This is a genomic window from Alphaproteobacteria bacterium (genome assembly GCA_040220875.1).
GTDB lineage: Bacteria > Pseudomonadota > Alphaproteobacteria > JAVJVX01 > JAVJVX01 > JAVJVX01.
The window spans coordinates 234,781-249,000 of record JAVJVX010000006.1; the positions used below are offsets into that span (position 1 = coordinate 234,781).

The following is a 14,220-nucleotide window of genomic DNA, read 5'->3' on the forward strand; positions in this document are numbered from 1 at the left end:
GAAGAACCAGAAAAAATCCCCTGAAGGTGAGTGATGATTGTTCGCGACTACAACGAGGCGAAGAAAACCGAACGCAGAGTCGATTCAGACGGATGGCATAGCGTGCGGCTCTTGCTGAAAGACGACGGCATGGGATTTTCGTTCCACATCACGACAATCTACGAAGGTGCGGAACTGAAGATGCATTACAAGAACCATCTGGAATCGGTCTATTGCATCTCCGGCGAGGGCAGCATCGAGGACCTGGCGACGGGCGAGTCCCATGAAATCCGGCCTGGCGTGGTCTACGGGCTGGACCAGAACGATCGGCATGTTCTGCGGGCACGGAAGGAACTGACCCTGGCCTGCGTTTTCAATCCGCCCGTGACAGGCAAGGAAGTGCATGACGCCACTGGCGCGTACCCGCTGGAAATGGAGATCAAGCAGCAGGGACCGAAGTAAAAATGACGGAAGACCTTTATCCCTCCCGGGTCGATGTCTACTCCCGCCTCATCGACCGCCAGGAGCCGGTCGTCTACAGCGACTGGACGCGGGACGCGCCGCTGAGCGCCGAACAGGTCGTCGCTTACGAGCGCGACGGCTACCTGGTGCTGAAGGACATCTTCACCCCTGCGGAAATCAAGACCCTGCAAGGTGAGGCCTTCCGATTACGCACCAGCCCGGAAATGCTGGAAGCGGAGACCGCGATCGCGGAGCCGGGCGAAAATAACAGGGCGGTTCGATCGGTGTTCCGAATTCACAGGCAGAGCGAGATTTTCTCGCGCCTGGCAGCCGATGCCCGCCTGGTGCGGGTCGCCCAGTTTCTGCTGAACGATGAGGTGTATATCCACCAGTCGCGCCTTAATTATAAGCCGGGCTTCGAGGGCCGGGAGTTCTATTGGCATTCGGATTTCGAGACCTGGCATGTGGAGGACGGCATGCCCCGCATGCGCGCGCTTTCGGCCTCGGTGCTTTTAACCGAGAACGTGCCGGCCAATGGCCCCACCATGTTCATGCCGGGCTCGCACTGGCAATACGCAACCTGCATCGGTGAAACACCGGACGACCACTACAAGGAGTCTCTCAGAAAGCAGGAATTTGGTGTGCCCGATTACGAGACGCTGACCCGGCTCGCCCAAAACGGGATCGACGTGCCGACGGGGCCAGCCGGGACCGTTGTCCTGTTCGACTGCAACACGATGCACGGTTCCAACTCGAACATTACACCGCTACCGCGATCAAATGCGTTCTTCTGTTTCAACGCCCTGTCGAACCGACTGGAAGCGCCCTTCGGCCCGGACCGTCCGCGGCCGGAATTTATTGCGACGCGCGAAACAGTGAACGTGATCAAGCCGGCATACAGGCGGCTTGAGAAGACCGCGGCCTAAGGAGTGGATTTGATGAATACCCCCAGAAAACCTGTGAGCGTCGAGAAGATCGGTGGCACGTCCATGCGAGACACGGACGCGGTTCTGAACAACGTGCTGCTCCGAAAGAACGGAAAGGACAGCTATTACAACCGCGCCTTCGTCGTCTCCGCCTATGCGGGTCTCACCAACCTGCTGCTGGAACACAAAAAGACCGGCGAGCCGGGCGTCTACGCGCTCTTCGTGAGCTCGGAATCCGACGGGTCCTGGGGCGATGCCCTCAGCCGTGTCAGTGAGGAGATGCGCATGATCAACGCTGACATCTTCGGCGATCATGCGGACCGGACGACGGCGGACCACTTCGTGCGCGAGCGGATTGAAGGCGCGCGGTCCTGCCTTCTGGATCTCCAGCGCCTTTGCTCCTATGGGCATTTCAGGCTCGACGAGCATTTGATGACCATTCGCGAGATGCTTTCCGCCCTGGGTGAGGCCCATAGCGCCCATAACACGACGCTCTTGCTGCGCCAGAAGGGTGTCAATGCGACCTTTGTGGACCTGACCGGGTGGCGGGACGAATGCCATCCCACACTCGACGAGCGGATCGAGAAGGGCCTTGAAAACATCGACTTCGAGAAAGAGCTTCCCATCGTCACCGGATACGCTCACTGCCAGGACGGTCTCGTGAAGCGCTTCGACCGCGGCTACACGGAGGTGACGTTTTCATGGATCGCCCAGCATCTGAACGCGGAACAGGCGGTGATCCATAAGGAATTCCACCTGTCCAGCGCCGATCCCAATATCGTCGGAATCGACAACGTGCGCACGATCGGGCGGACCAATTACGATGTCGCCGACCAGCTCTCGAACATGGGCATGGAGGCGGTCCATCCCCGCGCCGCGAAGGGCCTTCGGCAGGCGGAAATTCCGCTTCTGGTCAAGAACACCTTCGATCCCGACGACGCGGGAACGGCGATTACCGGCAATTACGTATCCGACAAACCCCAGCCGGAGATCATCACCGGCCTGCGCTCGGTCATCGCGCTTGAGTTCTTCGAGCAGGACATGGTCGGGGTGAAGGGCTACGATTCGACGATCCTGGAAGTCCTGAAGCGGCACAACGTTCGCATCGTGACGAAATCCTCGAATGCCAACACGATCACGCATTACCTGGCGGGGTCGCTGAAGGCGGTCAAGCGGGTCGTCAGCAGCCTCGAGGAACGTTATCCCTCGGCGGATATCAATATGCGCAAAATCGCGATCGTCTCGGCCATCGGCAGTGATATGCGGGTCGACGGGATGACGCGTACGGCAGTCTCGGCACTGGCGGACGCCGGCGTACAGCTTCTTGGCATGCACCAGTTGATGCGCAATGTCGATATCCAGTTCATTGTTTCGGAAGATGATTACGACAAGGCGGTCAAGGCGCTGCATGAGGCGCTGATCGAGACTCGGACGCCGGCGGCGGCGTCGATCTCGGCCGCCGCCTGATCGGCAGGCCTTTTTCCGACAGGTGGCCACGGCACCTGGTGCCGCCGGGCGGCACGCGAGTTTGGGGGACAGCCGATGACACAACTGAGCGGTGCGTGACGCGGCATGCGAGCCAGGCGACGTCAGTTCATGTTTTCAAAAAAGCTGGAACGCAAGCGCAAGTGGCGGCGCCTGGCGCTTGCAGCCTCCGTGGTCGTGGGCCTGGTCGCGTTCGCCCTGCTACTGCTGTCGACCGACACGCTCGCAGGCGAGGCGACGCCGGGTGGCGTATCACCCCCTCTCGCCCGTGAAGACAACCGGGCATGATCGTCGCCAGTTTTCTTTTTTTTCTGATTTTGTTTCTCGGTATCGGCCTCGCCTCCGCCCTGCGGGCGCGCGGGTCACGGACCGATTACTACCTGGCCAGCCGGGAGGTCAGCCCGTGGCTGGCGGCCCTGTCGGCGGTCGCGACCAACAATTCCGGCTATATGTTCATCGGTGTTATCGGCTTCACCTACGCCACCGGACTGCCCGCCATCTGGCTCATGGTGGGATGGATACTGGGCGATTTCTGCGCTTCGCTGTTCATTCACGGGCATCTGCGCGAGGCAGCCGGACGCACCAACCAGGGCTCCTTCGCCGCCGTGCTCGCCACCTGGACGGGTGATAATTTCGCGACCTGGCGGCGCATCGCGGCGGTCATCATGGTTCTTTTTCTCGGTGCCTATTCGGCCGCCCAGATCAGCGCCGGCGGCAAGGCTCTGCAAGGCGTGCTCGGCTGGAACCCGGAGACCGGCGCCGTGGTCGTCGCCGCGATGATCCTCGCCTACAGCTCCGCCGGCGGGCTTCGGGCGTCGATCTGGACCGATGCCGCCCAGTCCCTCGTCATGCTGGCCGCCATGTCGGTGCTCTTCGCCGTGGGTGTGATGGAACTGGGAGGCCCCGCGGCCACGGTGGAACAGTTGCGCACTGTGCCCGGCTTTCTTGACTGGTTCCCGGATGATTTGCTGTTTCCGGGCGCGCTCGGCATGGGGCTGTTCGTGCTTGGCTGGATGTTCGCGGGATTCTCCGTCGTCGGCCAGCCCCATGTGATGGTGCGTTTCATGGCGCTCGACAACCCTCACCACATGTGGCGGGCGCGCGTCTGGTATTACGGATATTTTACCCTGTTCTACGCGCTCGCCACGGGGGTGGGGCTCCTCTCACGGCTGTACCTGCCCGAGCTTGGCAGTTACGACCCGGAACTGGCGCTGCCCAATATGGCGCTTCAGCTTCTGCCGGAAATTTTCGTGGGAATGATTCTGGCCGGCATATTCGCCGCCACCATGTCGACCGCCGATTCCCTGGTCCTGAGCTGCTCGGCCGCCCTGACCCATGATCTCCTGCCGCGACGACTGGAAAACCCGTGGCAGATGAAGGGGGCGACGGCGCTGGTGACAGCGCTGGCACTCGCCATCGCGCTCGGCGAACCGCGGAGCGTGTTCAGCCTCGTGATCCTCGCCTGGTCGACCCTCGCCTCCGCCTTCGCACCCCTTCTGACGATGTACGCGCTGGGCCGGCGGATCAGCGAAGGGGGCGCGATCCTTGCCATGGTGCTGGGCGCCGCAACGGCACTCATCTGGCGCTATCTCGACTGGCACGGCGATGTCTATGAGGGGCTGCCTGGCATCCTCGCGGGGCTTCTCGTCATCGCCCTGCTGTCTCGCCCGCGGGCCGCCGTTCCGGGACGGTCAGCCGGGCCCGAAACAGCGGCGGAAACACAACCCGGCCCTCCCTCCGCCCGCTGACCGGCTGGTTGAGTTTCGCCTCCCCCGGAGGCTGTGCCAAAGTCAGGGGCCGGAACACGACGATGCCAGGCCGCCCGGGGCGCGCCCGACAAACGGCAAACGTTTCATGGAGGATGTTTCATGGCGACGGAAAAAATACGTTTCGGCGGGCACGCGGAAAGCGAACTTGACGCGCGGCTCGACCGACCGGATGGGCCGGTCCGGGCGACAGCACTTTTCGCCCATTGCTTTACCTGCTCGAAAAGCATTCCGGCGGCGCGGCGGATTGCCTCGCGCCTGGCGGCCGAAGGCATCGCAGTGCTGCGTTTCGATTTTACCGGCCTCGGCCATTCCGAGGGCGAATTCGCCAACACCGATTTCACTTCCAATGTCGATGATCTGATCTGCGCGGCCCGACACCTCGAGAAGATGGGCCTCGCGCCCGACCTTCTGATCGGTCATTCACTGGGGGGCGCCGCCGTGCTGAAGGCCGCGGCCGAAATTCCATCCGCGAGGGCCGTTGTGACGATCGGCGCCCCGGCCGACCCGGCCCATGTGGCGGCGAATTTTCAGGACCGGATCGCCGAGATCGAGGAGAAGGGAGAAGCCGAAGTCAGCCTGGGCGGCCGGCCGTTCCGGGTGCGGCGGGAATTTCTTGACGATATCCGGTCGGCCGAGTTGCGCCCGGCGCTTGAAAATCTCAGGAAGGCGCTGCTCATCCTGCATGCACCCCGCGACGCGGTGGTGGGCATCGACAATGCCAGCGAAATTTTCACCGCCGCCAAACATCCCAAGAGTTTCATTACACTCGACGGGGCCGACCACCTCATCAGCAACAAGCGGGATGCCGAATATGCAGCCGAGGTCATCGCCGCCTGGGCTTCGCGCTATCTGGATCTCCCGCCGGCCTCCGAACCGGCCAAAGACGCTCCCGAAGCGGGCGTGCGTGTCATTGAAGCCGATCGGGACGGCTTCAAGCAGGATGTCCTGGCCGGCCGGCATCACATTCTCGCGGACGAGCCCGAGGATTACGGCGGCACCGATCTGGGACTCAGCCCCTACCAATTCCTCGCCGCCGGGCTCGGCGCCTGCACGTCAATGACGATCCGGCTCTATGCCCGACGGAAGGACTGGCCGCTCGACCATGTCCGTGTGGACGTTACGCACGACAAGGTCCACGCGAGCGATTGTGAGGGGGCCGACGCATCAGACAGCAAGGTGGATTGTTTTCGCCGGCGCATTGCGCTGACCGGCGAGTTGTCCGACGAGCAGCGCGCGCGGCTGATGGAGATCGCCGATAAATGCCCGGTTCACCGGACCCTCATGAACGACATCCGGATCGAGACAACCGGCGCCGACTAGGGCGGCGGGGCGGCCCGATCCCGACTTCCCCTACCCGCCCCGGTCTTGACATGCTAGTGTTGCAGAATTGGCTGTGACGGACGCGGTCACCGGCTGCCGACGACCTGGCCGGCTAGCTTGCGCCAATCCGCTTTGCTAGATTGCGCGCACCTGGCCAGTGCCGGGCAGAGCCACCCCGTCGGCTCTCCACCGTTGAATCCCGCGCCCGATAAGGAGAATGGCATGGATGCTCAACCCGTCACGTCGGGGAATTTCGAACGCCGCCTGCGTCATATTCTGGAAAGCCTCGAATCAGAGGACAGCCGACTGACGGGAAAGGCCGGGCGCATTTACGAGGCTCTCGAAAAGGACCTGCTGACGGGCCGCTACAAGTTCGGCGCCGATATCTCGGCGCCGGAGCTGGCCAAGCGCCTCGGGGTCAGCCGCCAGCCCGTGATGGCCGCGCTGAGCCAGTTGCGGGCGGCCGGATACGTGACGATTACGCCGCAGGTGGGCTGCCGGGTGGTGACGCCCACGACCGAGGAAATCAGCGACTTCTTCCGGCTTTTCGGCGCCATGGAGGGGGTCATGGCGCGGCTCGCGGCCGAGCGGGGCGAGCCGGGCGAAGGCGAGGTCCTGCGTCAACTGGCCCAGCAGATCCGGGAGGTCCCCACCGTCCCCGGCAACATCCCCCTCGAATATGCGGAACTTGTCGGCACCTACCATGATGTCATCCGGGCCATGGCACGCGCGCCGAATCTGGCGAGACGGGTTGGCCAGTTCTGGCGCATGTCCGATTTCCTGCTCTGGAACGGCGCGCCCAATGTGCACCCGGCCGGACTCAGGACGGCGAGCGAGCAACGCCTGGCGATCGCCGAAGCGATCGGGGCGCGCGATTCGGACAGGGCGGCGGCGCTGATGGAAGACCATGTGTGGGGCAAGCCGGAAAGGGCCGGCTTCCGCCCTCCCGAACAGCAAGGCAGGGCGCCGGGCGCCGAAGCCTGATCCCGTCGACCGAGGCGCATGGGCCGGCCCGGGGAACCCCCGCGCAAGCGCCGCTTGCGCGATCCCCGGGCTGTGCTAGCGTTTGCCGAGCGGTGGCCGGATCGCGATCGCAACGCCGTGGAAACCGGTTCAAGCGACGCAAGCAGGAGGGGGCAAGAGGCGCGTGAGCATGTACATGATGGAGAAGGTGCTTTGGGAGGTCGGGTCAGACCGTGAGAAGGCAAGCGCCTTCAACGAGGCGCCGGATGACTATCTTGCAGGTTTCCGGCTCGAGCCCGACGAGAAGCAGATGCTCAAGTCGCTCGATGTCCGGCGCATCGCCGACCGGGAGGTCAGCACGCTGCTCCTGTTCGGCGCCTGGCTGGCACTGCGCGGGCCGAAAGAGATTGGTGAATATCTCGGGCGCATGAATACACCGGCTGCATAAGGCAGCACTCCCTGTCTGCATAAGTCAAAGAAACAAAAGAAAATTCCCGGAGGAAACAGAGATGGCTGAGATCGTAGGCGGGTTTCTCATGGCGCATGATCCGCTGGCCGCCGCGGATCCGGGTCTGGCCGACCCGGAGCAGTGCAAGAATGTCATGGCCGCCTATGACGAGATCGCCCGCCGCCTCAAGGCGCTCGAGGTGGATACCGTGGTCACCGTAGGCGACGATCACTACCACATGTTTGGCCCCAACTGCGTGCCTCGCTGCCTGATCGGGGTGGGCGACGTGGAAGGGCCGCTGGAAGACTGGCTCGGCATCGAGCGCCGGCCGGTCCCCAACAATCAGCCTCTCGCCGAACACATCGTGCGCATGGGCTTCGCCGACGGGATCGACTGGTCCGTCGCCAAGACACTCATCGTCGACCATGCGGCCATGATCCCAATTCACTTCGTTATCGATCCGGATTCGGGCGTGCGCACCATTCCGGTCTACCTGAACGCATGCGTTGAACCCTTTATTTCATCGCAACGGGCCGCGGAAATCGGCGCCAGCATCCGCCGGGCGGTGCAAAGCTGGCCAGGCGACGAGCGGGTCGCCGTATTTGGCACGGGCGGCATCAGCCACTGGGTCGGCAGCGCGGAAATGGGCCGGGTCAACGAGGAATTCGATCAGAAGATCCTTTCCTTCGCCGCGGCCGGCGATATCGATTCCCTGCTGGCGCTCAGTGACGAGACCATCCTCGAGGAAGGCGGAAACGGCGCGCTTGAGATCAAGAACTGGATCTGCGCCATGGCCGCACTGCCCGGCTATAGGGCCGATGTCATCGCCTACGAGCCTATCCCGCAATGGATCTGCGGTTGTGGCTTCGCCGAACTCCGGGCCGCCTGAGAAACGGCGTGGCGGACAACCGGCACCTCGATTTCTTTTTCGATTTCCTGAGCCCGTTTGCCTATCTTGCCCATGGCGAGGTGATGGAGCTTTGCGAAAGGCATGATCTCGAGCTGCGCTATCTTCCCATCGATCTGGCGGCGGCGAAGGCGGCCGCGGGCAATACGGGCCCATCCAACCGCGACATCCCGGTCAAGCTGCGCTACCTCCTCAGGGATATCGAGCGATGGGCCGAGCATTATGGCGGCCTGCCTGTTAAATTTCCCAAAAGCCTCGAGTCGCGACGCATGAATATCGGGACCTTCTACGCCATCGCGCGGGGACAGGCCCCGGCCTACGTCACCGCCGGCTTCCACGCCGGCTGGGGCCTGGGCGGCGATCTGAACGATGACAGTGTGTTGCGCGCCCTTGCGCGCGAAATGGGTTGGGACGACGATGACTTCCTGGCGTTTCTCGCCGCGCCATCCGGCCAGGCGGCGTACGAGGCAAGCAACGCCGAGGCGCAGTCGCGCGGCGTTTTCGGCGTGCCCACGATGATGATCGCCGACGAAATGTGGTGGGGCAACGACCGGCTCTTTTTTATCGAGGCATTTCTCGGGCGCCACTCGGCCACGGGCGCCTGATCGCCGCCCTGGGCCGCCCTGAGGGGGCCTGGGGCGCCCCGGGCCGGTGCCGGTCCTAGCTCTCCGCCGGCGCTTCGGCCTCGATCGGCGCGCCGTCACCCGGGACCCGGTCAAGACCGGCATCCGTTGGCCGGTACATCCCCGTCCGCCGGGCGGCGTGGTCGTAAAGGCCGGTCAGCGTAATCAACAGCTTGGTTGCTTTTTCGAGGGTTTCCTCGAAGCCGGGCTCCTCCGGCAGGAGGGACAGGAGAAGCTCGCGGCGCAGCACCGCGTAGTAGTCGGTCGCCCGGCGCCCCTCCTCGGTCACCGCGTAGACCGTCTGGCTTTGCGGCGTCCCGGCAGCACGCTCGACCAGGCCCAGGCGTTCAAGTTTTTTCAACGTGTAGGCGACGTTTGCCGTGTCATCGCGATTGAGCGCCTGAGCGATTTCCGACCCGCTCTTCGGCCGGTCGCGCATCCGCAGCACCTGCAGGACAGACACATCCTGAAGCGGCAGGCTCTCGCCCGTGATGGAGGCATTCAACTCCACGCTCCAGCGCCGGAAGGCCTCGTGGATATGGTGCAGGGCGAATTCGAAATCGCTGAAATTCGCCTCGAACCGCGTCCGGGAGAGATGAGATGTCTTATGCAGGTAGTTGAAGGGCGACAGCGTCTCGTCGTCGGTTTTTTTTGCCATGTACCTAGTGCCCGGCCTTCTGCCTGGTGCCCGGCCTTCCGGCAGACGCCGGACACCCCGGCCCGAAATAGCCCGCTCGGGTTACTGTCTTTCGCGTCAAAGCTTAATGTTGAGATGAGCCCCGTCGCAAAGCGGCTTGGTCTTGGTCATCTTGCACCCGCACAGGACCACATCCTCGGTCTCCGCCAGTGTGAAAGGCACCGGCTCGAACTTGGTGCCTTCGTGCGATCCGTCGCAGAATGGCTGGTTCTTGGACTTGCCGCAGGCGCACCAGTAGTAGGTGCCCGGCTCCAGCTTCAGGAAGTAAGGCTGGGTCTTGGTGCCGTCGGGGAACCGTTTCTTGACCCAGTTTTCCGACGCCGGGCTCGCCATGTTCAGGATGAGCTCCATCTTGGTGAACAGCCACTTGCCGTCGATCTTCGCGACCTCCGTCTCGTAGGTCGCGCCGATCCAGTGTGGCGACGGCTCACCCGTGTGCTCGTCGGGAATCGTGGCGGATTCCCAAAGATACCAGAATGCGGTACCGGTCCGGCCATCGGGCGCGATATCGATCTGCGGCGAGATCATGTAGTGGAGAGACCACCAGATCTTCTCACCGGCAATGCCCTTGAGCCCGGCCGCGACGTTCTTGCGCCCTTCATAGCGGCCGAAGCCCTTGCATTCCCAAACACCATGCTCGGCGAAAAGCGGCGCGATCAGGGTCGGCTCATTCCCCTGGTCGCAGCCCCGCGCATAGGCGACGATCAGCCGGCGGATCTCCTCGAGATCGGACAGGCGCTGAACGTCGCCCTTGAGATCGGTGAGAAGTTGTTTGATTTCAGCGAGTTCACTCATTTTCGGTCCTTTATTCAGCGGCCTGTCGCCGAGGGGTGCCGCCAAGGTAGTCGGCCGCCGCACGATAGCGCTTGATCAGCCAGTTGTTGAATTGTGGCAGGGTTTTTTCTTTCGGCGCGTAACGGCTGCGATTGGCAAATCGCGACTTGAGTCCTTCGTGGGTCTTCGCATTGGCGACCGTATCCTGATCGTTGAACAGCATCAAGCCGTCAGCAACGGTTTTAAAGACGTGCTCGAAATTCGGCAGGGCCAGTGTCTTCTTCGGATACAGGAAGCCCACCTTCAGCGTCATGCTGTTGGCCCCGTGGGGCAGGATCACATAGTAGAAAACGCCGTCGGGCACCGCGCCAAAAAACAGATTGGGCGGCACCGTGGTGAACATTACCCGCTGGCGCTCTTCTTCCGTCAATGTCTCGATCACCGGAAACAGGCACTTGAACGCCATGTTGAAATTGCCATCAAGCTCGACAAAGCCTGTCGGGTGATAGACAGCTCCATCGTCGGCATCATCCCACTCGACGAAAGTCGCCAGCCGTGACGGGGCGAAATCGTGCGGGCCCTTGTGCAGATACCAGGTGTGATGCGGCTCGATCGCGTTCTCCTGCATGAACTTCCAGTTCCACGGATTGGGACCCCAGTATTCGTTGGGGGTCGCCCCCAGATCCGCCATGTGGTGATTGGCGATCTCGGCCGAGAGGCGCTTGAGCCGCGCCGCCAGTGGCGGAGCCTTGCCGTCGATATTCATAAAGATGAAGCCGTTCCAGATCTCGGACCTGATCTGGGGCAGGCAGGATTTTTTCCGGAGATCCTCGAAGGAGATCGTGCCCTCCATCTCGGGGGCACTCGTCAGATTGCCGCGGTCGTCATAGCTCCAGGCGTGAAAGGGGCAGGTCAGTTGCCGGGCGTTGCCCTGCTGGTCGCCCAGCACATGGCCGCGATGCTGGCAGACTGCCGAGATGATCCGGATTTCGTTGTCCTGGCCGCGCCAGACGAGCAAGGGATCATCGTTCATGTTGATATAGAAATAGTCGCCAGGATTTGGAATCGACCCCTGGTGACCGAGGCACACCCAGTCGCGGTCGTACACGGCCGCGCGCTCGAAATCGAACCATTCCTCGGATGTGTAGCATTCGGGCGGCAGGGTGACGGCGCTTTCCACCTCGCCCTCCGACGGATCGAGACGATCCAGGATTTCTCTCACCCGCTCGGTCAGCACGTCGCGGGAAACGGGATGTTCGTGCGTGGACATTTGTTCCTCCCTCTTGAGCCCCCGATCTTGCCCGCCGGTATTCCGGGGCCTGGGTCGGAGCTTGGACGCAGGCGACCGAGCCGGACGCTGATTTTTGTGGAGACATCTGCTTGTGCAGGAGAAAATCTATAAATATTTTGAAAAACTGTCAAATTATCTATTAAATGATTTTACCATCTGGCGCGGGTCACGACGGTCCCGTCGAAAGTAGGGCTTGCCGGCCTCGCGTTATTGCGGATGATCGGCTGGCCGCGCGGGCGCGGACCGCGCAGGGAGAACAGGGAGAGCACCAAGATGATCGTGAAAAACGCGTGGTATGTCGCCGCCCATACTGACGAGCTGAAGCCCGGCGGTGTGCTGGGACGGACCATCGCGGGTGAGGCCATGGTCCTGTGCCGCGACGATCAGGGGCAGATCTTTGTACTCGGAGATACCTGCCCGCACCGGCTGGCGCCCCTGTCACTCGGCGAGATGGTGGGCGCGCATCTGCGCTGCGGCTATCACGGCGCGATGTTCGATTCCACGGGTGCCTGCGTCAAGGCGCCCGGCGAGAAATCGGGCGCAGCCGAGGCCGGCGCGCGCCGGTTTCCGGCGCAGGACAAACATGGCTGCATCTGGGTCTGGCCCGGCGATCCGGCAAAAAGCCACGACGAAACCTCGATCCCCGAATTCATGGCCAAATACGGCGGGCCGCCCAACGAGTTGCGCAACGGGATGTTACCTGTAAAGGCGGACCACACGCTGCTGATCGACAATCTTCTCGATCCCACCCACGCGGAGTTCGTCCACCGCAACAGCTTCGGCGCGGCCGACTGGGCCTTCGTCGACGCAGCCTGGGACGGAGACGAGGCGAAACGGCCAAGCGCCCATTTCAACTCGAACGTGAGAGAGAAATCCATCGACTTCGTGTTCGATCTGCGCAACACGCCGGGCGGGCCCTATGCCCGCGCCTATGGCATGCGGATGGGACAGAACGACTTCGACGGGCTGATCGATTTGCGCATGGAGGTGGACTGGGCGCCGCCCGGGATTTTCTCCTATGCCCAGATCGTCAAGGGTGCTGGCGCCAACGAGGAACCGTTGCGGATGGTGAATCTCCATATCGTGACGCCGGAAACCGAGCGGACGACTCTTTATTTCTACCGCTGCTCGTTCCATGGGACAGGCGGTAATTCCGGCATCGCCGATTTCTGGTTCAAGGTGGCCGAAAAGGCTTTTGCCGAAGACAAATATATCATCGAGGCCCAGCAAACGCGCATCGGCACGCGCGAATTGATGGATTGTCCCATACAGAGCTTCGATTCCGATTATCTCAGCCTCAGGGGACGCGAGATCCTGGCGACAATGTCATAAAAATGGACCGCCGGGCCGCCGGGCCAGGGCGCCGGCACCCGCCGGTTTCCAAGCCTGTTGCGGGGCCCGGACTTGTCCGACAGAATGACCCAAGGCGGAGCCAGCGCCGAATGACCGGCTCCAAGGCCTGAGGGGAAACGCCATGATTGTCAAGAACGCCTGGTATATCGCCGCACATTCCGATGACCTGAAACACGGTGCTGTGCTGGGCCGCACCATCGCCGGCGAACCCATGGTTTTCTGCCGGGACGATCAGGGTCAGATCTTCGTGCTCGAGGACACCTGCCCGCACCGCCTGGCACCCCTGTCACTCGGCGAGATGGTGAATGGACACCTGCGTTGTGGCTATCACGGCGCCATGTTCGATTCCTCGGGCGCCTGCATCAAGGCGCCCGGTGAGAAATCCGGCGCGCCCGAGGCGGGCGTGCGCAGTTACCCCGTTCAGGAAAAATACGACTGCATCTGGGTCTGGCCAGGCGATCCGACGAAAAGCCATGACGAGAGCTCAATCCCCGAGTTCATGGAACGTTACGGGATGCCGCCCAACGAATGCCGGAGCGGCCTTCTCCCGGTTAAGGCCGACCACACGCTCCTGATAGACAATCTCCTCGATCCGTCCCACGCCGAATTCGTTCATCGCAACAGTTTTGGCGCGGCCGAATGGGAGTTCGGCGACGCGGATTGGGACGGAAAGCGCGAGGAAGACAAAGCCAGTTCGCATTTCTCCTCGAACGTGCACGAGAAAAGCATCGATTTCGCCTTCGACCTGCGCAACACACCGGGTGGCCCCGCTTTTTCGCGCGCTTACGGCATGAAGATCGGGAACGAGAGTTTCAACGCGCGGGTCGATCTCCGGATGGAGGTGGAATGGGCGCCGCCGGGGCTTTTCTCGTACGCGATTTTCCTCAAGAAGGCCGGGGCCAATGAAGAGCCGCTCCGAATCGTGAACCTGCACATCGTCACGCCCGAGACCGAGACAACCACCCACTACCTCTACCGCTGTTCGAGCTACTTCACAGGCGGCAATTCCGAAATCGCTGATTTCTGGTTCAATATCGGAGAGCGTGCCTTCGCCGAGGACAAGCGCGTGCTGGAAGCGCAACAGACGCGGATGGGCACCAGCGATCTCATGAACCTGCCGATCAAGAGCTTCCAGTCTGATTATCTCAGCCTCAAGGGACGGGAGATACTCGCAACTATGAGCTGATTACAGCCGGGGACACACCGGTGGAGGGGGGAGCCAC

General features: G+C 62.4%; 15 protein-coding genes. 12 read left to right on the forward strand and 3 right to left on the reverse strand.

Annotated elements, in window-relative coordinates:
• Positions 1 to 33 precede the first annotated feature (33 nt).
• The 10 genes from RLQ26_07150 (at position 34) to RLQ26_07195 (ending at position 8,864) form a co-directional block, all read left to right on the forward strand.
• Complete coding sequence (locus RLQ26_07150) at positions 34 to 441, forward strand: ectoine synthase (GenBank protein MEQ9088501.1); 408 nt, start codon at positions 34 to 36, stop codon at positions 439 to 441.
• A 2-nt stretch (positions 442 to 443) separates the two neighbouring features.
• Positions 444 to 1,367 (forward strand): ectoine hydroxylase, encoded by a 924-nt coding sequence (thpD, locus tag RLQ26_07155; GenBank protein MEQ9088502.1) that lies wholly within the window; start codon positions 444 to 446, stop codon positions 1,365 to 1,367.
• A gap of 12 nt (positions 1,368 to 1,379) precedes the next feature.
• Positions 1,380 to 2,834, forward strand: coding sequence for an aspartate kinase (locus tag RLQ26_07160; GenBank protein ID MEQ9088503.1), 1,455 nt, complete (start codon positions 1,380 to 1,382; stop codon positions 2,832 to 2,834).
• A 129-nt stretch (positions 2,835 to 2,963) separates the two neighbouring features.
• Positions 2,964 to 3,140 carry a hypothetical protein gene (locus tag RLQ26_07165; GenBank protein ID MEQ9088504.1) on the forward strand — a complete coding sequence of 59 codons (177 nt, stop codon included), beginning with the start codon at positions 2,964 to 2,966 and terminating at the stop codon, positions 3,138 to 3,140.
• Positions 3,137 to 4,600, forward strand: coding sequence for a sodium/proline symporter (locus tag RLQ26_07170; GenBank protein ID MEQ9088505.1), 1,464 nt, complete (start codon positions 3,137 to 3,139; stop codon positions 4,598 to 4,600). The genes RLQ26_07165 and RLQ26_07170 overlap by 4 nt, the downstream gene beginning before the upstream one ends.
• Before the next feature lie 120 nt (positions 4,601 to 4,720).
• A complete protein-coding gene (locus RLQ26_07175; GenBank protein MEQ9088506.1) occupies positions 4,721 to 5,941 on the forward strand; it encodes an alpha/beta fold hydrolase in 1,221 nt (406 codons plus the stop codon).
• Positions 5,942 to 6,163: 222 nt separating this feature from the next.
• The gene (locus RLQ26_07180) at positions 6,164 to 6,925 is read left to right on the forward strand and encodes a GntR family transcriptional regulator (protein MEQ9088507.1); all 762 of its coding nucleotides are present in this window, start codon (positions 6,164 to 6,166) and stop codon (positions 6,923 to 6,925) included.
• Positions 6,926 to 7,088: 163 nt separating this feature from the next.
• On the forward strand, positions 7,089 to 7,352 hold the full coding sequence (locus RLQ26_07185; protein MEQ9088508.1) for a hypothetical protein: 264 nt from the start codon (positions 7,089 to 7,091) through the stop codon (positions 7,350 to 7,352).
• 61 nt (positions 7,353 to 7,413) lie between these two features.
• Positions 7,414 to 8,241 (forward strand): protocatechuate 3,4-dioxygenase, encoded by an 828-nt coding sequence (locus RLQ26_07190; GenBank protein ID MEQ9088509.1) that lies wholly within the window; start codon positions 7,414 to 7,416, stop codon positions 8,239 to 8,241.
• A gap of 8 nt (positions 8,242 to 8,249) precedes the next feature.
• Complete coding sequence (locus RLQ26_07195) at positions 8,250 to 8,864, forward strand: 2-hydroxychromene-2-carboxylate isomerase (GenBank protein MEQ9088510.1); 615 nt, start codon at positions 8,250 to 8,252, stop codon at positions 8,862 to 8,864.
• Positions 8,865 to 8,919: 55 nt separating this feature from the next.
• Here RLQ26_07195 and RLQ26_07200 read toward each other — a convergent pair whose 3' ends face one another.
• The 3 genes from RLQ26_07200 to RLQ26_07210 form a co-directional block, all read right to left on the reverse strand.
• Positions 8,920 to 9,540, reverse strand: coding sequence for a winged helix DNA-binding protein (locus RLQ26_07200; protein MEQ9088511.1), 621 nt, complete (start codon positions 9,538 to 9,540; stop codon positions 8,920 to 8,922).
• 96 nt (positions 9,541 to 9,636) lie between these two features.
• A complete protein-coding gene (locus RLQ26_07205) occupies positions 9,637 to 10,374 on the reverse strand; it encodes a nuclear transport factor 2 family protein (GenBank protein MEQ9088512.1) in 738 nt (245 codons plus the stop codon).
• A 10-nt stretch (positions 10,375 to 10,384) separates the two neighbouring features.
• On the reverse strand, positions 10,385 to 11,623 hold the full coding sequence (locus tag RLQ26_07210; protein MEQ9088513.1) for an aromatic ring-hydroxylating dioxygenase subunit alpha: 1,239 nt from the start codon (positions 11,621 to 11,623) through the stop codon (positions 10,385 to 10,387).
• A 294-nt stretch (positions 11,624 to 11,917) separates the two neighbouring features.
• On the opposite strand from RLQ26_07210, the gene RLQ26_07215 reads away from it, so the two are divergent.
• Together RLQ26_07215 and RLQ26_07220 are read left to right on the forward strand one after the other, a co-directional pair.
• The gene (locus tag RLQ26_07215) at positions 11,918 to 12,976 is read left to right on the forward strand and encodes an aromatic ring-hydroxylating dioxygenase subunit alpha (GenBank protein ID MEQ9088514.1); all 1,059 of its coding nucleotides are present in this window, start codon (positions 11,918 to 11,920) and stop codon (positions 12,974 to 12,976) included.
• Positions 12,977 to 13,118: 142 nt separating this feature from the next.
• Entirely contained in the window at positions 13,119 to 14,183 is a 1,065-nt protein-coding gene (locus RLQ26_07220; GenBank protein MEQ9088515.1) for an aromatic ring-hydroxylating dioxygenase subunit alpha, read from the forward strand.
• The last annotated feature ends 37 nt before the right edge of the window (positions 14,184 to 14,220 follow it).